Source organism: Nitrospira defluvii (assembly GCF_905220995.1).
In the GTDB taxonomy this organism is placed as follows: Bacteria; Nitrospirota; Nitrospiria; order Nitrospirales; family Nitrospiraceae; genus Nitrospira_A; species Nitrospira_A defluvii_C.
In genome coordinates this window covers 163,111-182,737 of sequence record NZ_CAJNBJ010000020.1, presented here as the reverse complement: position 1 = coordinate 182,737, position 19,627 = coordinate 163,111, and the positions used below count along the sequence as shown (strand labels likewise).

At 59.3% G+C, this 19,627-nt stretch carries 26 protein-coding genes and 1 pseudogene; 22 read left to right on the top strand and 5 right to left on the bottom strand.

The features are described from left to right. Positions 1-133 precede the first annotated feature (133 nt). The 5 genes from KJA79_RS21475 (at position 134) to KJA79_RS21455 (ending at position 2,884) form a co-directional block, all read left to right on the top strand. Positions 134-958, top strand: a complete 825-nt coding sequence (locus KJA79_RS21475; protein ID WP_213044148.1) for an SDR family NAD(P)-dependent oxidoreductase — start codon at positions 134-136, stop codon at positions 956-958. Next, positions 955-1,437, top strand: a complete 483-nt coding sequence (locus tag KJA79_RS21470) for a YHS domain-containing (seleno)protein (RefSeq protein WP_246507846.1) — start codon at positions 955-957, stop codon at positions 1,435-1,437. The genes KJA79_RS21475 and KJA79_RS21470 overlap by 4 nt, the downstream gene beginning before the upstream one ends. A gap of 131 nt (positions 1,438-1,568) precedes the next feature. Further along, a complete protein-coding gene (locus KJA79_RS21465; protein WP_213044147.1) occupies positions 1,569-1,958 on the top strand; it encodes an antibiotic biosynthesis monooxygenase family protein in 390 nt (129 codons plus the stop codon). A 107-nt stretch (positions 1,959-2,065) separates the two neighbouring features. Next, positions 2,066-2,287, top strand: coding sequence for a tautomerase family protein (locus tag KJA79_RS21460; RefSeq protein WP_213044146.1), 222 nt, complete (start codon positions 2,066-2,068; stop codon positions 2,285-2,287). A 33-nt stretch (positions 2,288-2,320) separates the two neighbouring features. Then, on the top strand, positions 2,321-2,884 hold the full coding sequence (locus KJA79_RS21455; protein WP_213044145.1) for a carboxymuconolactone decarboxylase family protein: 564 nt from the start codon (positions 2,321-2,323) through the stop codon (positions 2,882-2,884). Between the two features lie 153 nt (positions 2,885-3,037). Here the strand turns inward: KJA79_RS21455 and KJA79_RS21450 are convergent, their stop codons facing one another. After that, a complete protein-coding gene (locus KJA79_RS21450) occupies positions 3,038-3,805 on the bottom strand; it encodes an SDR family NAD(P)-dependent oxidoreductase (protein ID WP_213044144.1) in 768 nt (255 codons plus the stop codon). Positions 3,806-3,923: 118 nt separating this feature from the next. Between KJA79_RS21450 and KJA79_RS21445 the strand changes: the two genes are divergently transcribed. Next, positions 3,924-4,280, top strand: coding sequence for a winged helix-turn-helix transcriptional regulator (locus tag KJA79_RS21445; RefSeq protein ID WP_343224278.1), 357 nt, complete (start codon positions 3,924-3,926; stop codon positions 4,278-4,280). 55 nt (positions 4,281-4,335) lie between these two features. On the opposite strand, the gene KJA79_RS21440 is transcribed toward KJA79_RS21445, so the two are convergent. Next, a complete protein-coding gene (locus KJA79_RS21440) occupies positions 4,336-5,934 on the bottom strand; it encodes a sigma-54-dependent Fis family transcriptional regulator (protein ID WP_213044142.1) in 1,599 nt (532 codons plus the stop codon). 212 nt (positions 5,935-6,146) lie between these two features. On the opposite strand from KJA79_RS21440, the gene KJA79_RS21435 reads away from it, so the two are divergent. The 15 genes from KJA79_RS21435 to KJA79_RS21365 all read left to right on the top strand — a co-directional run bounded on the left by KJA79_RS21435 (position 6,147) and on the right by KJA79_RS21365 (position 17,402). Further along, a complete protein-coding gene (locus KJA79_RS21435) occupies positions 6,147-6,716 on the top strand; it encodes a carboxymuconolactone decarboxylase family protein (RefSeq protein WP_213044141.1) in 570 nt (189 codons plus the stop codon). 63 nt (positions 6,717-6,779) lie between these two features. After that, positions 6,780-7,583, top strand: a complete 804-nt coding sequence (locus KJA79_RS21430; RefSeq protein WP_213044140.1) for a cysteine hydrolase family protein — start codon at positions 6,780-6,782, stop codon at positions 7,581-7,583. 44 nt (positions 7,584-7,627) lie between these two features. Beyond that, positions 7,628-8,002, top strand: coding sequence for a DsrE family protein (locus KJA79_RS21425; RefSeq protein ID WP_213044139.1), 375 nt, complete (start codon positions 7,628-7,630; stop codon positions 8,000-8,002). Positions 8,003-8,074: 72 nt separating this feature from the next. Further along, on the top strand, positions 8,075-8,674 hold the full coding sequence (locus KJA79_RS21420) for a pyridoxamine 5'-phosphate oxidase family protein (RefSeq protein WP_213044138.1): 600 nt from the start codon (positions 8,075-8,077) through the stop codon (positions 8,672-8,674). A 100-nt stretch (positions 8,675-8,774) separates the two neighbouring features. Then, positions 8,775-9,305 carry an ABC transporter substrate-binding protein gene (locus KJA79_RS23085; protein ID WP_213044182.1) on the top strand — a complete coding sequence of 177 codons (531 nt, stop codon included), beginning with the start codon at positions 8,775-8,777 and terminating at the stop codon, positions 9,303-9,305. Beyond that, positions 9,272-10,018, top strand: coding sequence for an ABC transporter substrate-binding protein (locus KJA79_RS23080; RefSeq protein ID WP_281412715.1), 747 nt, complete (start codon positions 9,272-9,274; stop codon positions 10,016-10,018). Before KJA79_RS23085 ends, KJA79_RS23080 begins: the two co-directional genes overlap by 34 nt. Before the next feature lie 9 nt (positions 10,019-10,027). After that, the gene (locus KJA79_RS21405) at positions 10,028-10,507 is read left to right on the top strand and encodes a nuclear transport factor 2 family protein (protein ID WP_213044137.1); all 480 of its coding nucleotides are present in this window, start codon (positions 10,028-10,030) and stop codon (positions 10,505-10,507) included. Positions 10,508-11,283: 776 nt separating this feature from the next. Beyond that, a complete protein-coding gene (gene bufA1 / locus KJA79_RS21400) occupies positions 11,284-11,619 on the top strand; it encodes a BufA1 family periplasmic bufferin-type metallophore (RefSeq protein WP_213044136.1) in 336 nt (111 codons plus the stop codon). An 11-nt stretch (positions 11,620-11,630) separates the two neighbouring features. Continuing rightward, positions 11,631-12,476: an MNIO family bufferin maturase gene (bufB, locus tag KJA79_RS21395; protein ID WP_213044135.1), complete on the top strand. Its 846-nt coding sequence runs from the start codon at positions 11,631-11,633 to the stop codon at positions 12,474-12,476. Continuing rightward, a complete protein-coding gene (locus KJA79_RS21390; RefSeq protein WP_213044134.1) occupies positions 12,460-13,236 on the top strand; it encodes an HvfC/BufC N-terminal domain-containing protein in 777 nt (258 codons plus the stop codon). Before bufB ends, KJA79_RS21390 begins: the two co-directional genes overlap by 17 nt. Beyond that, positions 13,233-13,766, top strand: a complete 534-nt coding sequence (locus KJA79_RS21385; RefSeq protein ID WP_213044133.1) for a DoxX family protein — start codon at positions 13,233-13,235, stop codon at positions 13,764-13,766. The genes KJA79_RS21390 and KJA79_RS21385 overlap by 4 nt, the downstream gene beginning before the upstream one ends. Positions 13,767-13,796: 30 nt before the next feature. Next, on the top strand, positions 13,797-14,300 hold the full coding sequence (locus tag KJA79_RS21380) for a TlpA family protein disulfide reductase (protein ID WP_213044132.1): 504 nt from the start codon (positions 13,797-13,799) through the stop codon (positions 14,298-14,300). Positions 14,301-14,379: 79 nt separating this feature from the next. Next, entirely contained in the window at positions 14,380-15,483 is a 1,104-nt protein-coding gene (locus KJA79_RS21375) for an alkene reductase (RefSeq protein ID WP_213044131.1), read from the top strand. Positions 15,484-15,601: 118 nt separating this feature from the next. After that, complete coding sequence (gene soxC, locus KJA79_RS21370) at positions 15,602-16,858, top strand: sulfite dehydrogenase (protein WP_213044130.1); 1,257 nt, start codon at positions 15,602-15,604, stop codon at positions 16,856-16,858. A gap of 73 nt (positions 16,859-16,931) precedes the next feature. Then, entirely contained in the window at positions 16,932-17,402 is a 471-nt protein-coding gene (locus tag KJA79_RS21365; protein ID WP_343224280.1) for a c-type cytochrome, read from the top strand. 167 nt (positions 17,403-17,569) lie between these two features. Here KJA79_RS21365 and hepT read toward each other — a convergent pair whose 3' ends face one another. Further along, positions 17,570-18,007, bottom strand: a complete 438-nt coding sequence (gene hepT / locus KJA79_RS21360; protein WP_213044128.1) for a type VII toxin-antitoxin system HepT family RNase toxin — start codon at positions 18,005-18,007, stop codon at positions 17,570-17,572. Next, positions 18,004-18,417 carry a type VII toxin-antitoxin system MntA family adenylyltransferase antitoxin gene (gene mntA / locus KJA79_RS21355; protein ID WP_213044127.1) on the bottom strand — a complete coding sequence of 138 codons (414 nt, stop codon included), beginning with the start codon at positions 18,415-18,417 and terminating at the stop codon, positions 18,004-18,006. The genes hepT and mntA overlap by 4 nt, the downstream gene beginning before the upstream one ends. Positions 18,418-18,562: 145 nt before the next feature. Between mntA and KJA79_RS21350 the strand changes: the two are divergent. Further along, a pseudogene (locus KJA79_RS21350) lies at positions 18,563-18,814 on the top strand (c-type cytochrome); the annotation flags it as partial. Positions 18,815-18,846: 32 nt separating this feature from the next. Here KJA79_RS21350 and KJA79_RS21345 read toward each other — a convergent pair. Then, entirely contained in the window at positions 18,847-19,614 is a 768-nt protein-coding gene (locus KJA79_RS21345) for a DUF3047 domain-containing protein (RefSeq protein WP_213044125.1), read from the bottom strand. Positions 19,615-19,627 lie beyond the last annotated feature (13 nt).

The following is a 19,627-nucleotide window of genomic DNA, read 5'->3' as shown; positions in this document are numbered from 1 at the left end:
CCATATATGGACCGATTGGTCCATATAGAGAGGGATCGTGAGGATGGGGCTGCAAGGCCATGCGTAGATCGCAATGCACCGTGCAGGCCGATACGGCACGGGTTTCGGAGCATCGCAAAGGAGGAGATGGCAGATGGATCAGCAGGCACAAGCGAAATACGGACCGTGGGCTCTGATTACCGGGGCCACGTCAGGCATTGGACGCGAATTAGCTCGCCAGCTGGCGTCTCACCATATTCACATCGTCGCGGTGGGGCGACGCCACGCGCGCCTGGACGAACTCACGATTGAATTGAAGACAGAGTTTGGGGTCACCGTGCTCCCCGTGCCAGCAGACTTACGCGATCCTCTGGCGATTCAGACGATTGTGTCATCGGCGGAGGGGCTCGACATCGGTCTCGTCATTCTCAATGCCGGGGCCGAACTCACCGGCAGCTTTGTCCATGCCGATGAAACAGCCCATCTCCAGCTCGTACAGCTCAATGCCGTCGCGCCCATGCAGTTAGCCCATCACTACGGGCGGCGCCTTGCCGCGCGAGGCCGGGGCGGTTTGATGTTCGTCTCCAGCTTATTTGCCTACCAAGGCGTGCCGTATGTCGCGCACTACGCCGCCACAAAGGCCTATCTCCTGAGTCTGGGCGAAGCGTTGCATGTGGAACTCAAGCCGCATGGGGTGGATGTCCTGGTGCTATCTCCCGGTCTCACCAATACGGAGATGACCGCCAATATGGCCCTCGACTTTTCCAAACTGCCCCTCATCCCTCAGCAACCACAGCAGGTCGCCGCCGTCGGGCTGCAGGCGCTTGGGAAGAAGGCCACGGTCGTGTCCGGTCTCCTCAATAAAGTGATGGCGTGGGAAAACCGGCTGCTGCCTCGTGCCACACCGGTATCCTTGCTCGGGTTTCTCATCAAGCGGGCGCTCAAGGGCGGAGCCCGTCCAGAAGGGAGGGTGGCATGAGGAACGTGTTCCGCCGATGGTGCATGGCCAGTGTTGGCATCAGTCTCCTGGTCGGTGTCAGTCTGATTCTCGCAGGGCCTGCCGAGTCTGGCCAGTTTTACGAGCGACATGGAGTGGCCATCGATGGCTACGATCCCGTGGCCTACTTCGAAGACCACAAGGCGGTCAAAGGCCTGCCCACGCTTTCTCATGTCTATCAAGGATCGACCTTCCTCTTCGCGTCCCCCGCGCATCTCGCCGTCTTTGTGCAGGCGCCGGAACGATTCGCGCCCCAATTTGGCGGGTACTGTGCCTACGGTGTGGCCGAAGGAGTTAAGGCGGCCATTGCCGGTGAAATCTGGGAGGTCGTTGAAGGGAGGCTCTATCTCAATCACGATCCCCAGGTGCAAGCAAAGTGGAAAGCGGGGCGGTCGGCCTTGCTTCGTGCCGCGCAGGCCAAATGGCCTGAGGTCGAGTCGTCTGCCGATGTCTATCCCTAGCGAATTCTGTCGGGAGTACGTCATCGATGGGATCAGGTGTAACAAAGGGAGGTGTGCCATGTAATGCATACGCTGATGAGCAGGAGCCATAGGATCATCACACCGTCTATCACAGAAAAGGAAACGCGACCATGAAGAGAATTGGAATCAACGTGCTTCGTGCTGGTGCCATGGGAGCCTGGTTGCTTGTGGCGGTTGTTGGAGGAATGCCAGCAGTATCTGGTGCCGAGACCGTGCGCGAGGGGGAAGTGACGGAAGTCATGACCTACGTGGCGGCGCCGGGGAAAGAAAAGGCGTTCGACGAGGCCCGGGCGGCCATGTTCAGCTTCCTGAAAACACAACCGGGGTTTGTGTCCGTGACCGGCCGGCAGGATCTCAAAGATCTGAAGGTTCATGTCGATCTGTCCGTGTGGGCCACACGGGCGCAATACACTGCGGCGTCAGCGGCATTGCCGGAGAAGCTGCGGTCAGCGTTCATGGGGACCGTCTCCGAGTGGAAATATTTTGGGTTGACCCAGTAGGCATTGTGCGCGGTTTCGTTCGCGGGAGGGGCGGCCTCGTGGCGCGAAGGCGCCGGAGCGCCGTGCCAGAATCTAATGGCCGTATCTATCATGAAAGGAGAGGCACGATGCCACTCGCACAATTAAAGGGGCTCAGCGGGTACCTCAGCATGGAACAGAAGCAGGAGTTGATTCGAAAAGTGACGGACGCGATCGTCTCGGTCGAAGGAGAAGGACTGCGGCCTGTGACCTGGGTGCTTGTTGAGGAAGTCCCGTCAGGTCAGTGGGGCGTCGGCGGGACACCCGTCACGACCGAAGGGCTGAAGAAGATGGCTGCACAAGGCAAGTAACTGAGGTTCCTATCACAACGGAGGAGTCGCAGCATGAAGTTTCAGATTCATACGAAAGAGACGGCTCCGGAGGCGTCGCGGGCGACGCTCGACGCCACCGCGAAGAAATACGGGTTTCTTCCCAATTTATTTGGCGTACTCGCAGAGTCCCCGACGGCGGTGCAAGCCTATGCGGGCATCAATAAGGCCCTGGAACAGAGTGCGCTCACTCCCGTGGAGCAGCAGGTGGTGGCGTTGACGGTCAGTGCTGCTAACAATTGCGCCTATTGCATGGGCGCTCACTCCACGGTCGCGCAGATGGTGCACATGCCCGAGGCTGTTCTCACGGCATTGAGAGAACAGCGATCCCTCTCGGACCGGAAGCTCAATGCGCTGCGCCTGTTGGTGGTGTCTGTCTTGCACCATCGGGGGTGGGTGCCGGAGGAGGATCTCAACCAATTTACTGGGGCAGGTTACGCTAAGCAGCACCTGTTGGATGTGCTGACGATCGTGGCGCTTAAGACGTTGAGCAACTATGTGAATCACATTGCCCACACGCCGCTCGACTCCCAGTTTGCGGCGCAAGCGTGGACGTCACAGGCAGCTACGGTCGCCTGACACAGCCTTTCATCTGCTCAAGTCCGGCACGAATGAAGGAGGGGCCTGCGTCTGTGAAGACGCGGGCCCCTCCCCTGACGTCCTATAGTATGTCGTCGCACTTTACGCCGGCGGCCGCGCACGTCCTCGCGAATGCCGATCGGAGTCGATGGGCTAGTTCCGGCCCGCCATGACACCGCCATCGACATCCCAAATGGCCCCGGTCACCCATTGGGCGTCATCGCTCAGCAGAAAATCGATGGTCTTTGCCACGTCTTCCGCCGTGCCAATCCGACCAATCGGATGAAAGCTATTAAATGTGGCAAGTGTCTCGTCCATGTCCTGCGGATCAATGAAGGCCTGATAAATGGGCGTCTTGACCACTGCCGGCGACACGGCGTTGACCCGAATGTTGTTGCTGGCCAGCTCCATCGCCATATGCTGCGTAAGGGCATGCAGCCCAGCCTTCGCCATGGAATACGCAGAGGAAGGGGTGGCTTTGATGGCCTGTTTCGCCCACATCGACCCGATATGCACGATGGAGCCGCCACCGTTTGCGGCCATATTTTTGGCGACGGCCTGTGAAATGAAAAAGAGGGCTCGGTTGAGATCCAGATAGGTGTCATAGTTTTGGAGCGTATGGTCAAGAAATGGCGTGGGCTTGAAATAGCCTGCGGCATTCACCAAGTAGGTGATGTGGCGGCTATGGTCCTCGGCAAACGCCACGATGCGTTGGATGTCATTCGATTCGTACACGTTGGCTTGAAGCGTTTCAACTATGCCAACCGAAGACAGTTCGCGTTGTGCCGTCTCCAGCTTTTCTGGCGAACTACCCGCAATCACCGTGGTGACGTCCCGAGCGAGCAAGAGCCGTGCGGTGGCGAGGCCTATTCCGCTGGAGCCGCCGACAATCAGGGCGAGTGGCTGATTCGCGCGTTGCATGAGATCACCTCCTTACGTTACAAGAGCGAACACAATGTGTGAGGGCAGTCTATGACGCACTCAGACCGAGTCCAAGCAGGTACCAGGTGGTTCAGTAGACACTAAGCGGTACATCTTGATGGGAAGACAGGCGAAAATATTTTCCCGGCGATCCGCCCCAGAACAGAGCACTCGAATGGTGGAGACCATTTATGGGTGCAAATGGTCGCTGACAGTCTATCAGCTCCTGGCCAACGGTATTAAACGGCCGGGGGAGATGGTTCGTAGCGTGGAGGGCCTGACGACCAAAGTGCTCAACGAATGTCTTCGCAAGAACGTGGCATTTGGCATCATCGAACGCATCGCGTACAACGAAATCCCTCCCCGTGTGGAGTATGTCGTCACGCCGTTCGGCAGGAAATTCATCCGTATCCTGGATGATCTGGACAAGTTGCAGAAGGAAATAGACTCTGAACAGCGACGGACGCCCCGTTGAGCGATGCGCCTTCGCATCCCAGGGTGTGCGAGCGAGCCATAGTGTGATCCCGGGATTATGAATCCAGCTTGCTCTTCTTGATGCCCAGCGCTTTGATGCGTGACGCGAGGGTCGTCGGCTTCATGCCGAGTAAGACAGCCGCACCATCTAGGCCAAAGATCTTGCCCTTTGTGAGCCGCAAGGCTTGGACGATGTTCTCCCGTTCCTGACGTTTGAGCTCTTCACGCGTGGCCAACTGTGCCATTGAGGGGGTGGGAAGTGAGGGGACGCCGCGCTCGCGCGATGGCGAGGGTTGAAGGTGAACATGCAGCGAGCGGCCTTGAGAGAGGATGACCGCGCGCTCCACGACGTTTTGCAGTTCTCGCACATTGCCTGGCCAGTCGTGGGCGGCCAGCTGGCTCAGCACTGCCTGGGTAATGCGTGGCACTCGGCGATTCATTCGCCGGGCGCTCTGAGTGATGAAATGTAATGCAAGCTTGGGAATATCCTCGCGGCGTTCACGGAGCGGCGGAATGTGGACCGGGAACACGCTGAGACGATAGTAGAGATCTTCGCGAAAACGACCGGCTTCGACCTCGCGTTTAAGGTCGCGATTGGTCGCCGCGACGATCCGGACATCCACTGTCCGTGTGCGCGTATCGCCAACGCGCTCGAATTCACCCTCCTGAAGTACACGCAGTAGCTTCGCCTGCATCGCCAGCGGCACTTCCCCGATTTCGTCGAGAAAGAGTGTCCCGCGATCGGCCATTTCGAAACGTCCCGGTCGATCTGCGAGGGCGCCAGTGAAGGCACCTTTCACATGGCCGAAGAACTCACTCTCGAACAAGGCGTCAGGCACGGCACTGCAATTCACCTTGATCAAGGGCCGGTCTTTGCGCGGGCTCCGGTCATGGATCGCGCGGGCCACGAGTTCCTTACCCGTACCGCTCTCGCCGGTAATCAACACTGCCGCATCGGTCGGCGCGACTAGCTGAACTTGACGGAGGACGTGCTGGAGCGCCTGGCTTTCTCCGACGAATTCTCCCATCCCAAGGGCAGCCGTGACCTCCTCGCGCAGGTAGAGGTTCTCCTCTTCCAGCCGGGTGCGCAGCAGGCTGATCTCATCGAACGCTCGAGCGTTCGCGATGCTGACCGCTGCGTAATCGGCGAATATGCGAAGCCACTCGAAGGCTTCCTCGTCGAGCAAGCCGCGGTCGAAGAGCGCCAGCACTCCGAGGACATCATCCCGGAAGATCAAGGGCTGCGCCGCGAAGGTCCGGACTCCCTCGTGCGCGAACCAGGCAGGATTAGCGATCCACTCCTCATCACCGCGAAGCCCAGCCAGCCGGAGAGGCTCGCCGGTCGAAACCACACGCCCAATTTTTCGCTCTCCCATGGGAAACCGATGAAAGGCGCCGTCCAGGCGGCCGTAATCAGCCTGCGGATCGTGCGGGACGCCGGCGCTCGCCACGAGGTGCAAGGACCGGGTGATGTCGGAGGTATCGTTCCGACTTCGACACACCTCGCAGAGCGAATCCGACTCAGCGAGCCAGATACGAGTCAGAACGGTGTTCGGACACTGTGCAATGCCGTCGGTAATCGTGCGCAGCACCGCATCAAGCCCGCGTTGTTGAGCAGTGGAAACCATCACTTGTGAAAGTTTGCGGGGATCCATTGATGCGTACAGGCTACGATATTTCATGCACACATTCAACGACTAATCGTAATCTACGAATAGTCGTTGCTACTGCCAGACGAGAAAAATCAATTTAAGTATTGTCTTTTCAATATCTTATTACGCATCTCCGATCAGGCACGCCATCTGCTCTAGCGATGGCTATTGAATGCGGCTGCAGCAAATCAGATCCACTCACAAAGGAGGAACGTATGAATCGCATCGCACATCTCGATCCCCAGACCACCACTGGACCGGCCAAAGCGCTCTTCGAGGGCGTGCAGGGGAAATTGGGTGTGGTGCCCAACCTGATTCGTGTCTTGGGCAACGCTCCGGCTGCGCTCCAAGGCTACCTCAGCTTTAACGCCGCGCTTGCGGACGGAAGCTTGAGCCCGAAGGTCCGCGAATTGATCGCCATCGCGGTCGCCGAGGCCAATCAATGCGCCTACTGTCTCAGCGCCCACACATTCATCGGCGGCAAGCTGGGGCTCGCCCAGCAGGACCTCGCCGATGCCCGGCAGGCCAACGCAACCGACAACCGGACCGATGCCATTCTCAAGCTGGCGCGCCACATCGTCGTGCAACGCGGGGAGCTCGGGGCCACAGAGCTTGAACAGGCGCGTACTGCCGGGCTGACCGACGGCGAGGTCATCGAGACGGCGGCCCATGTCGCGCTGAACATCTTCAGCAACTACGTCAACCATATCGCCAGCACTGTCATCGACTTTCCGGAGATCACACTCACGCATGGATGCGCCGCCTCTTCTTGCGCCTGCGGCTAGAGGCAGAAGACGCATGGCGCGTCAAAGAATGTACCTTCATCAACGCGTAGAAAGGATGCCATCATGACCCTGTTTATTCGTTTAATCGTCACGTCTCTCACGGCTGTTGTCGTGAATCTTCCCCTGACATCAGCAGTGTACGCACAGGACCCGAAACCGACCGTGTCACACTATGCCGGGCCACGGGAGGATGCGCCGGTCCCTCGCCCCGGCCTGACACCCAAGAAGGGCCGGGTGGCCGTGGTGATCACCGATCCCCAAAACGATTTCCTCAGCCCGAAGGGAGTGGCCTGGGGTGTGGTCGGCCAGAGCGTGCAGGAGAACCACACGGTCGAGAACATCGAGAGTCTCTTCAAAGCAGCCAGAGCGAGCGGTGTGCCGGTCTTCGTCAGCCCGCACTATTACTATCCACATGACCACCAGTGGAAGTTCGGCGGTGCTCTGGAAGTGCTCATGCACAACATCGGGATGTTCGATCGTAAGGGGGCGTTGACGCAGGAGGGGTTTGCCGGATCGGGCGCCGACTGGCTGGACCGCTACAAACCCTATATCGAAGACGGCCGTACAGTAGTGACCAGCCCGCACAAAGTGTTCGGGCCTGAGACAAACGATCTCATTCTGCAACTCCGCAAAGCCGATATCAGCCAAGTGGTCCTCGCCGGGATGTCGGCGAATCTCTGCACAGAATCGCATCTGCGCGAGCTGCTGGAACAGGGATTCGAGGTCGTCGTGGTCACCGATGCCACGGCGGCCGCCAAGCTACCGGGGTTCGATGGCTATGAAGCGGCGTTTGTGAACTTCCGCTTGATCGCGAGTGATGTGTGGAGCACCGCTCAGACGGTCAAGATTCTCTCGGCGCTCAAGTAATGATTCGTATCAATAGTCTCACCATCTCTAACCAAGGAGGACCCATGAAAACAGCCATCATTATCATGTCCGATCCGAAGAGCGGCTCAGAGGAAGCACTCGGCCGAGTTTTTAACGCACTGGCGGTCGCAGCCGAAAGCAAACAGAAGGGGGATGAGGTGGCCGTGGTGTTCAACGGCGCCGGCACGCGGTGGCCGGCGGAACTCACGAAGCTGACCCACCCAGCCAACGGCCTCTACAACTCGGTACGTGACGTCGTGCAGGGTGCCTCCTGCGGATGCGCGGATGTCTTTGGAGCCAAGGACGGTGTGGAAGCGTGCGGTGTGCCGCTGAAGAAGGACAATGCCCTCGCCGGAACATCCGGCCTCTTGAGCCTCCGCCAGTATATGGTGGACGGGTGGAAAACGATCGTATTTTAAGACTCCCTCATTGAGGCGGCCAGGAGTCCACTCCTGGCCGCCAGAGGGCTGACGCTTGCAAGGGGTGCCACGATGGCAACGAAATATCTCGACCTGACATTTACGGATTCGGTGTGCCGTGCGCAGCAGCAGTATTACGGACGAGCGGGCGTGATCACCGGCGCACACGAACGGGACCCGCTCAGCCAGGCCGAAGCCGAGTTCATTGCGGCGCGAGACAGCTTCTACCTGGGATCCATCAGCGAAAGCGGATGGCCCTACATCCAGCATCGCGGGGGGGCTCAGGGGTTTTTGCGCGTCATCGACGACACGACTCTGGCGTTCGCCGATTACAAAGGAAATCGACAATTGCTCACGACCGGCAACGTGTCCGTAAACGACCGTGTCGCGCTGTTTCTCATGGACTACAAGAATCGCGCGCGGCTGAAAATCCTTGGTCATGCCCGCGTCGAGGACGCCCGTTTCCATCCGGAACTCGTCGCGCAGATCGCCGACTCGAACATGCGGTCGAGCGTGGAGCGCCTGGTCTTCATCGACATCGTGTCGTTCGACTGGAACTGCCCCAAGTACATCACGCCCCGCTACTCGATTGGTGAGGTCGAAGAACTGGCAGAACCGCTGCGAAAGCGGATAGCCGAACTTGAGGCGCAACTGCGCGCCTATAGCAAATGAACGGCTCCAGCGTGACAGCCCGCTTGCGATACGGGCGGATTGGCATATGCAGATTCCGGCATGCGCACATAACCGCGTCTCACAACCAGAGAGGTGACCCATGAATACGATTTCTCGCAGACGGTTTTTGCAACTGGCGGCGGCAACCAGCGGTACGCTGGCGTTCAGCAATCTGGCCGCGCAGGTGTTGGGACGGTCATCCGGACCACGCGTCGCGTACGCGGGCGAATCCATCAAGATCGGCATCCTCGACCCGCTATCCAACCCCTATAAAACCTCCTCGGTTCACGATGTGCATGGGGCGACGGTGGCAGTAGATCGTGTCAACAAGGATGGCGGGGTGCTGGGACGCCAGGTCGCGATTCTGGAAGCCGACGACGCCTCGAATGTTCAGACCGCATTGAAAGCCGCCACCAAGTTCATCAAGGAAGACCGAGTGGATGCCCTCATGGGCACCTTCAATGGAGAGGTCGCACTCGCCGTTTCTGACCTGGCCAAGAAGGAGAATAGGCTCTTCATGGTGACCGGCGCGCATGTGCCGGAGCTGACGGGGGCGGGTGCAACTCGCACACGTTCGTCTTCATGCCAAGTGCCAGGATGTTGTCCAGGGCCGTCACGCCCCATCTCGTGAAGACCTACGGGAATCGCTGGTTCATGGTCACGGCGGAGACGATGGACGGCCAGGCCGCAGAGCAGGCCATGGCCGAGGCACTCCTGGCCGAAGGTGGCGAAGTGGTTGGCTCCGTTCGCACGCCCTTCGGAACCACCGACTTCACAACCGCGCTGGCTCAAGCCAAAACGGCCAAACCCAGCGCCGTCATCCTGAATCTCTATGGCTGGGATCTCGTTCATGCCCTGAAGGCCTATACCGCGGCGGGGCTGGTCAAGGAGCAGATCGGAGTGGGTGGGATGATCGGCGGAGAGCAGATCGGCCGCCCGCTTGGCTATGCCAACAACGCGGGAATCTGGGGACTGATCTGGGACCCGAAGATCAACAGCGAAAGCTCCCGGCGGTTTATTCAAGGCGTGATCGAGAAGTACCATCACACCCCCACCTCGCGCTGCTACCACGGCTATGCGGCGATGACGCAGATTCTGGAAGCGATCCAACGGGCCGGGACAACTGACACGCAGGCGCTCATTAGAGCGCTGGAGGGCCATGAGTTCGACGGGCTGAAAGAGGGCCGCTCCTACTTCCGCGCCCAGGACCACCAGCATGTGCAGGACGTGCTCGTGGGGAAAGCCTACGGCAAAGAACTGGGCCTGGGCCATTATCAACTGCTGGCCACTGTGTTCGGAGATCCCGTAGCAAGCACGCAAACACAGAACGCGTGTGCACTGTAGGAGCACATCATGTCGTCAACACAACATAGCCGTCCCCCTCTTCCTCCCTTCACCTGGCACACCGCAATCCAGAAAGTGCGCCTGGCCGAGGATGCCTGGAACAGCAGAGACCCCCAGAGAGTGTCGCAGGCTTACAGCGCCAACAGTTCATGGAGGAACCGCAACGAGTTTCTGTCTGGCCGTGAGGCTATCGTAGAATTTCTGCGCCGCAAATGGGCTAAGGAGCTGGACTACCGGCTGATCAAGGAACTGTGGGCATTCCACGAAACGCGCATCGCCGTGCGTTTTGCCTATGAGTGGCACGACGATTCCGGGAATTGGTTTCGGTCCTACGGGAACGAGAACTGGGAGTTCGACCGAAACGGCCTCATGCACCAGCGCCTCGCGAGCATCAATGACCTTCCCATTACAAAGGAGGAACGCCAATACCGCTGGCCACTGGGCCCTCGTCCCGAAGGCCACCCTTCCCTATCCGACCTCGGCCTGTGAGGGACAGCGTGAGCGAGACACGCAATGGCCTGCGGATATCCGCCAGGGCAGTCCATCGAGGTGTGATCATGGAAGCGGTCATAGGAAGAGCCCCTGTGACCATGTTGTTCTCGGCCAAGGGGATGTAAGAGGACCGGACCCCTGATCTCATTTCCCCTCCCCACCTTCTGCTAATAACAGGCACCTCCGGCTGGACTCGCTCGACGGTCCCGGCCGATCCTCCCTCCATCATCTCTCAATTCATTTTTTCAACTGTAACGCAGCTCACAGACCTTTCATGTGGCTGATGGCAAGTTATGCATGAACATATCTAAAAGTCTAGATGTGTCCATGCGCTTTCGATGGACGAAAGCACATCAACCCGTCTACCACTATCACAAAGGAGGGGCAACCCATGTCGATGATGTGCAGCATGCAGGGATGCACACAGAAACACGGAATGTGCGGTCACGAAAAGATGATGCTCGCAATGATGGTGATGTTCATGATCGGAGGAGCGACCTACTGGCTTCTCGGGTAACCGGCCAGCGGCTTCTCCGTACCACTCGCAGCGAGGCATCGGCGGCGCCTGGATGCGGATTGCCAACTGTAAGCTGCCTCACAGCGGCCAGGCGGCATCGGTAGTAGCCTATCGAAACCATGAGTAGCTCCAGAACACATCTCTCGCCGCACTGAAAGGAGGATCGTATGTAGCCGAACTGAATCCGTCCCGAACTGCGCATGTTCGGTATCGAGTGTCATTCCCAATAGCATTGAAACTAACAAAGGAGAATCCTATGAACGCAACGACGAAAAAGAACGCCATGATCCATTCCGCATTGTTGGTGGCCTTGAGTTTTGCAGGCGCCGAAGCCGCGAATGCCGCTCCGAAGATGGCGGAAATGCCAGCCGGATGGGAGGCCTGCGGAGGCGTGGCCAAGGCCGGGATGAACGACTGCGCGGTCAAGACCAGCCTCCATTCCTGTGTGGGCCAGTCCAAGACCGACAATGAAGCCGATTCCTATGTGTTCCTGCCGAAGGGGCTCTGCGGGAAGATCGCCAAGGGTACCGTCCTCGCCATCACGAAAGATGATCTGGCAAAGATGAAAGAGATGATGATGAAAAAGATGTAGGACGACGAGCGATGTCTGTTCAACATCCCACCTCGATCCCGGCACAGGCCGGGATCGGACTGCGGGCACATCATTTTCGCGAGATTCTGGACGCGCCACCGCCGGTGGCCTGGATGGAAACCCATCCGGAGAATTATTTCGGCGACGGCGGCGCGCCGTTGCGCGTGCTTGAGCGGATCAGGAGCCGATACCCGCTGAGTTTTCACGGGGTCGGCCTGTCCTTAGGCTCCACCGATCCAATCGACCAGGCCCATCTCCACAAACTGAAAGCTTTGATCGATCGCTTCGAGCCGGCTTTCGTGTCGGAGCATCTGTCCTGGAGTTCCGTCGGCGGACGCTTCTTCAACGATCTCTTGCCCCTTCCCTACACCGAAGGGAGTTTAGATCATGTCTGCGCCAGAATCGACGAAGTCCAGAATCTGTTGAAGCGCCCCTTGCTGATCGAGAATATCACTCGGTATCTGACCTGGCAGGATTCGCCGATTTCTGAAGGCGCCTTCCTGTCCGAGATGGCCGGGAGAACCGGCTGCGGCATTCTGCTCGATCTCAACAACGTTTACGTCAACGCCGTCAACTTCCATACTGATCCGCTGGATATGCTGATGGCGATTCCGGCTGAGGCCGTCTGGGAGATCCATCTGGCGGGATTTGATCGCTTCGGGAGCATGCTGATCGATACCCACGGTCAGCCCGTGTACCCGGAAGTCTGGGGCCTCTATCGATGGGCGATCCACCATTTCGGTCCGCGCCCGACGTTGATTGAGTGGGATACCAATCTCCCGCCGCTGTCCGTACTGGTCGAGCAAGCCACACAGGCGGATGCCATTCTGGGGGCATGCCATGTCACGACTGCGTGAACAACAGCAAGCCTTTGCCGAGGCCATCGTCGAAGGGAAATACCAGACGGCCACGGCAGCGATGGCAACGGATGGAACGGCGCTGCGAAGCGTCGCGCTCTACCGCCGGTTGATCCGGAATAACTTTGTGCAGGTGCTGAGGATTACCTATCCCGTGTTGCATCGGTTTGTCGGCGACGGTTACTTTGGGGTGCTCGCGCGCGGGTACATCAAGAAATATCCCTCGACCAGCGGCGATCTGTTTCTGTATGGACGCCATCTCCCGGCCTTGCTGCAACACTTCGAGGCGCCCCCCCTCCTTGTCGAACTGGCTCGGCTCGAATGGGCTTGTCATGAGGTCTATCAGGCTGCAGATTCGTCGCCGCTGCCCCCTGACCAGCTTCACGCTATGGTCTCGGCAGATCCCTCGCGCGTCACCTTCCAGTTCCATCAGACTGCGCGGTTCCTGTCCTTTCCCGTTCCAGTCCATCGCGTTTGGCTGGCGCTCCAACCGGACGCATCGCCGGACGAGGTCGTCGACTTGCCTCTTCCTGAGGAGGAGACCGGCCTCATTGTGGTCCGCAGCGGTGGGGCGGTGCAGGTCATACCGCTGGCCTGGCTGGATTACCGGTTGCTGGAGGCCCTATCTCAGGGAGCGACCGTCGCATCGATCGAACGATTGGCACGAGAAGCTGAATCCGGTTTCGATTTCACCCGGTTGATGACGACCCTATTGAACATACAGGCAATAGCCGGAATTTTCGTGGAGGAGGGCGTATGACGCACCCCGTTGGTCTTTTGACACGTGCCGCTGATCGCGCGGTGCCTCTGTATCTATGGCTGGTCCATGGTCTGGAAGCGCTGCTCCCGCTGTTCGACCTGTCCGTTCGCTTGTATCTGGCGAACATTTTTTGGAAAGGCGGGATGGTCAAGCTCTCCAGCTGGATGTCCACGGTCATGCTGTTCACCATGGTCTACGATGTGCCGGTCCTGCCGCCCGAGATGGCAGCCTATCTGTCCACGGCCGTTGAACTCGGCGGCTCGTTTCTGCTGGCGATCGGCCTGGCCGGACGATGGGCGGCCCTCTCGCTCTTCGGACTCAACATCGTCGCCGCGCTCTCCTACGGCCAGTTGTCCGAAGCCGCGCTGCAAGAAGCGTTCTATTGGGGCATTCTCTTTCTCTATTTCGTCCTGCACGGACCGGGGTTGATCTCGGCGGATGCCTTGCTGGATCGCTTCTATCAGCGCCGGCGAACGACACGTGTGATCGACAGCGCTGCCTCGCCCCAACCGGCCGCACATGGAGCCTGAGCTGGCGCCGAGTTACGAAAGGAGCCGAGCATGAAACAGTTGGCATCGATGATGATCTGTATCCTGATCATCGGTTTTCTTGGGGGGAGTGTTTCAGAGGCGGGCGGACAGAAGATGGCGCCCTTCGAATTGCGCGCGCTGGACGGCACCGCCTATACAGACCGGCAGCTCATCGGCCAGCCGGCATTGCTCATGTTTTGGGCCTCGTGGTGCCATGTGTGCCAAGGCGAGCTTCCTAAAATGCAGGCATTGCAAGAGCGAATGAAAGGACAGCCGTTTCATATTCTTACCGTCGGCTTTGCGGATACCGGAGCGAATATCCGCAACCACGTGGAATCCCAGGCGCCTCCTTTCACCTTTCCGGTGATTTATGATGTCGGCGACCGGTTGGCCTCGCAGCTAGGCGTGCGCAGTACGCCGATCTTCTTTCTGCTGAATAAGAAGGGAGAGGTCGTTGTGACCCATCGGGGAGGAGGATTGCTCGACGATCCTCACTTTCAGACGGCGGTCAATCACTTGCTTCAAGAGGAGTAATGGGGAAGACTGTCCGGCACAAACCGGACAGCGAGCCGTCAGCCGGTGCGTGCCAACAACCGATTTTCCCGGAGAAAGCATGGCTCAAGACAGAACAGACAAGCAACTTCTCGCGCCCTTCACTCTCAATAGCGCGCTTCGCGCACACAACCGCATTGTGCTGGCGCCGATGACACGCGCGCGAGCCGGCCGGCATCGCATCCCCAACGGGCTGATGGCGGAATATTACCGGCAGCGCGCGTCCGCCGGATTGATGATCTCCGAAGCCACCGTGGTGTCCACGCAAGGCATCGGCTGGGTCGATTCGCCCGGCATCTATTCCGATGCGCAGACCGAAGGATGGAAGCTCGTCGTGGAATCCGCCCATCGAGCCGGTGGTGTCATGTTCCTACAGCTCTGGCATTGCGGGCGCGCCTCGCATAGCACGTTTCACCTCGAAGAAGGTGCGCCGGTCGCGCCCTCCCCGATCGCCATCCATGGCGACGGAATTCAGACCCCGAACGGCCGTGAGCCGTACGAAACTCCCAGAGCGCTGGCGACAGAGGAAGTTCTCCGAGTGGTCGACGATTACCGGCAGGCCGCTAAGCGAGCCCTGCAGGCCGGGTTCGACGGCGTCGAAATTCACGGCGCCAACGGCTATCTCATCGATCAATTTCTGCAATCCAAGACCAACCACCGCACGGATCGTTACGGCGGCAATGTAGAAAACCGATACCGGTTCCTGAATGAAATCGTGCAAGCCGTGACGGCGGAGGTACCCGCCGCGCGCGTGGGTGTGCGTCTCTCGCCCAACGGGGTCTTCAACGAAATGGGATCGCCGGATTTTCGCAAGACCTTCAGCTTCGCCGCCCAACAACTGGATCAGTACGGATTGGCCTATCTCCATCTCGTGGACGGGCTGGCATTCGGATTTCACAAGCTGGGCGATCCGATGACCTTGCCGGAGTTCCGCCGCGTCTTTCACGGACCGCTGATCGGAAACGGCGGCTATACGCCGGCCACCGCGGAGGCGGCAGTTCAAGATGGATCGGCCGATCTCATCGCCTTCGGGCGTCCCTACATCAGCAACCCGGATCTGGTCGAACGCATTGCCCAGGACTGGCCCCTGGCGCCCGAGGCGCCGATGGACGTCTGGTACATGCCGAATCCCCGCGGGTACGCGGATTTTCCCGTCTATCGATGAGGGCATAACTTCGCGGTGTAGTCGGTGAACCGTACCCGCTTGCGCCAGGCGCATCATAGGGGACACACTGAACGATATACCGATGCCGGTCTGCAGAATGATCGACAATGGAGGGCCCATGAGCCAGTATGATGAGGAGAAGGCTGTCTCGTCGGAGAGGGATGGTGAGAAACCAGTTGGCCGTCGGACATGGCTGGCCAGCGCGGTCTCCGCGATGGGTGTTACGGCCGTTGGCTTGATCGCCCCGTCGATTCTTCCAGCCGTAGAACAGGACCACACCGATCCCACGCGGGTCCCAGGCCGCATTCCCAGTCCTTATGGCACTCGCGCACTGGGAGAAACCGCCCAACGCCTGACGACGGCGACCCATTCACTGACGCCGCATCAATCGTTGCACGGCATCATCACCCCATCCGCATTGCACTTCGAGCGCCACCACAACGGCGTGCCGGCCATTGATCCCAATCGCCACCGGCTCCTGATTCACGGGCTGGTTGATCGGCCGCTCTCATTGTCCATGCACGATCTGACGCGCTTCCCTTCCGTGACACGCACGCTGTTCATCGAATGCTCCGGCAATTCCGGGAAAGAATGGAAAGGGCCGACAGGGAAGACGGTCCAAGAGACGCACGGGCTCATGAGCACCAGCGAATGGACCGGCGTGCCGCTCGCGACGGTCTTGGCTGAAGCAAACGTCAAACCAGAGGCTGCCTGGGTGCTGGCGGAAGGGAGCGATGCCGCCGCCATGACGCGCAGCTTGCCGCTGGCGGAAGTGCTGAAGGACGCGTTCCTGTGTTATGCGCAAAACGGCGAGGCGTTGAGACCGGAGCAGGGCTATCCGCTCCGCCTGGTGATTCCCGGCTGGGAAGGCAACACCTGCATCAAGTGGCTACGGCGCCTCAAACTCGGCACCGCCCCGTTCATGACGCGCGAAGAAACGTCGCGCTACACCGATCTCATGCCGGACGGCACGGCCAGGCAATTTACGTTCGTCATGGAGGCCAAGTCCGTTATCACAAGTCCTTCAGGCAGCCAGCGAATCGAGCCGGGCTTCATCGAAATTCGTGGGCTCGCCTGGAGCGGACGAGGCTTGGTGAAAACGGTCGAGGTCAGTCTCGACGGCGGGCGGACATGGCGACCGGCACACATACAAGGACCAGTGCTTCCACAGTGCCACACACGCTTCCGGTTCGGATGGCAATGGAACGGAGAGGACACGATCCTGCAAAGCCGTTGCATCGATGACAGCGGCTATGTCCAGCCAGCGAGGGCCGCGCTCGTCGCAGCCCGAGGAGTTCATTCTTCATACCACTACAATGCGATTCAGAGTTGGAAGGTGGCCGCAGATGGGGAGGTGACGAATGTGCAAATCTAACGCGACCCCTTGGGAGGTGTCGGCACTCGCACTATCTCTGCTCTTCGGGAGTATAAGTCATGCTGAAGAGCCGATGCGCTATGGGTTCGGTCGGCCGGCCACCGGCGCGGAGATCGGCGCCTTGAACATCGACATCGATCCAAGCGGAGCAGGATTGCCGCCTGGTCAAGGGACCGTGCAGCAAGGGGCAGCCATCTATGGAAACAAGTGCGCCGCCTGCCACGGACCAACAGGAACGGAAGGACCAAAGGATCGCCTCGTGGGCGGCCAAGGTTCGCTGGCCACTGACAACCCGATCAAAACCATCGGCAGCTTCTGGCCCTATGCCACAACGTTATACGATTACATCCATCGTGCCATGCCGTTCAACGCTCCGCAATCCCTGACGCCAGATGAGGTCTATGCCGTGGTCGCGTGGCTGCTCCATCAAAACGGCATCATACCATCCGACGCCGTGATCGACGCGCAGACACTTCCGCGCGTCACGATGCCCAATCGTGCGGGGTTCGTCTCGGACCCGCGACCAGATGTGCTGGTTCGGTGACGCAGAAGCCAACTGCTTGGTAAAGCCTCACGGTGCTCTCTTCTCGTAGACGGTCAAGTGTGTGAAGGCCGGTACACGAATCGCTCCAGCCCCCAAGGTCTCGTCCGAAGGCGCGCTTGATGCCGTGAACGTCGGTGGTGGATTGAGAGGAGGCCGACGCCGGACAATCAGCCGCCGTGGCGATGAGACAGATACTGCTCGATGGCGCTGACATACCGAGGGAAGAGGGATTGGGCTTTCCGAACGGCATCCAAGACGATGGCATCGACGATCGCATCATACTCATGAACCAGGCGGTTCCTCAGCCCCGCCGAGGGAGCCAGCGCGTCGGCCAGTTCTCGCTGAAGCACACCATGGTCGGCCAGCTTGAGAAACCCCTGATAGTAATCGTCCGGGGCTCCGTGGCCGTCCTGGACGAGAATATGGGTATTCAGATCGATCGCTGCTTCAATCAATTCCTGCAGAAGCCGTTCCGTCCCCTTCCTGGTAAACAGATTGTCGCGATACCGTTCAGGAGTCATCGCGGCGACGGGTTCAAGCGCCGTCAAGTTCTCGACGATCACGACGAGCTTCCGGCGAAGCACGGAGGGATCGGACGGCGTCACGCCGCACCCCTGTTCTGAAGAAAATGCCGGATCGTCTCGCGCTGCGCGACGCGCAATTTGGCGGTATCGACATAGCGGCGGTGGGCAAGCGAGCAGAAGGCCGCGTAGCATCCTGGCGTCCGTTCATAGAGGAGCTGTCCTCCCCGCACGACTTCCATCATCAGCAGCGGCGAGGCACGGCGAAGATCCGCCACATCGACAGCGTCGGTGTGCAGAAGGCGAGTGATCTCATTGGTCAGCGAGACAAGATCCAACGGCTGCCGTCCTTTCACGGCAAGATCGAGGTCGCTGTCAGCGTGCGTCACCCCGCCCGCAACCGAGCCGAACAGGATCACCAGATCGAGATCCGGATCGGCAAAGAGCGGGACGAGACGCTCGCGAACGTGAGCGATGGTGAGTGGAGCGGCCATGATTCATTCCGTTCAAGCACGCTGATTCGCTGCAACCCTAGCAATGCCGTTCCTCGGCGTCAAGTCACGGATTGATCGAGCCTTCTGCCCAGCCATAACTCCGCTCCGGCTGGTCAGTGGTTGAAGGTCGATCGCCACGGCGAAGCCCATCAAAACCATTGGCAGCTTCTGGCCCTATGCGACGACTCTCTATGACTACATCCATCGCGCCATGCCCTTGAACGCTCCGCAATCCCTCACGCCCGACGAGGTCTATGCCGTCGTCGCCTGGCTGTTGCATCAGAACGGCATCCTTCCCGCCGACGCCGCGATCGACGCGCAGACCCTTCTGGCCGTGAAGATGCCCAATCGAGGGGGATTCGTCTCGGACCCGAGGCCAGATGTCCTGTCTCGCTGATGGCGCAAGCGTCCACCCTGTCTCTGCCCTGACTACTCCACCCTCTTCTTGAACGCGATATCCCCATAGTAGGCCTCGGCTGACTCACCGGTATTGTCCGTATCCGTCATGATCGCCACGCCGGAAATCATCGGTGGGTCTTGGCCGAACGCCCGCTTGTAGTCTTCATAGACATTGCGCTCCTCCGTGATCCAGGTATTAAGCTTGGTTGAGCCGCTGTCGACCACGATCATCTGAACCTGATCCGTAAAGGGGTTCGGTACGGAGGTTCCTACTGGTGCGTGACTTTCCCAGATATAGTTGATGGCGCCCAGCGGCGGATATTGGCCATAGATCAGCTTGGCCGCTTCGTATTTCGCCTTCCCAAAGAGGCCAACCTTCTGGCTGTCGTATTGGAAGGTGACATAAATGCGGGCGGGGTAATCGTCTCCTTCTTTCTTGGCCACGTCCCCGGCCTTCAAGATATTCGAGACTTTCCACTGCCATTGAATGATCGGATATTCCTTCGGATCGATCAGAATTTCTTTCGTCAGTCCCGAAGAGGAGGCCTGACTGGCTGCTTTGACGGCGACGCGGTCGCCGTCTTTTACGAGGCGGTACGTCGTGTGCTGGGAAATCTTCGGAAAGGTGAGCGGCTTCCAGCCGTTGGGCCATGGGCCATCCGGGGTTGCCGCAGAAAATGTGCCGATTTCTACTCTCGCTGGGGATTCAGCTTGCAGCCGGGTCGGCTCGCCGAGGGGGGCGACGACGAGAAAGAACAGCGCGATGCCGACGATCAAAGTCAAACGACGTAGTGTCATGCTTCAGGTCCTT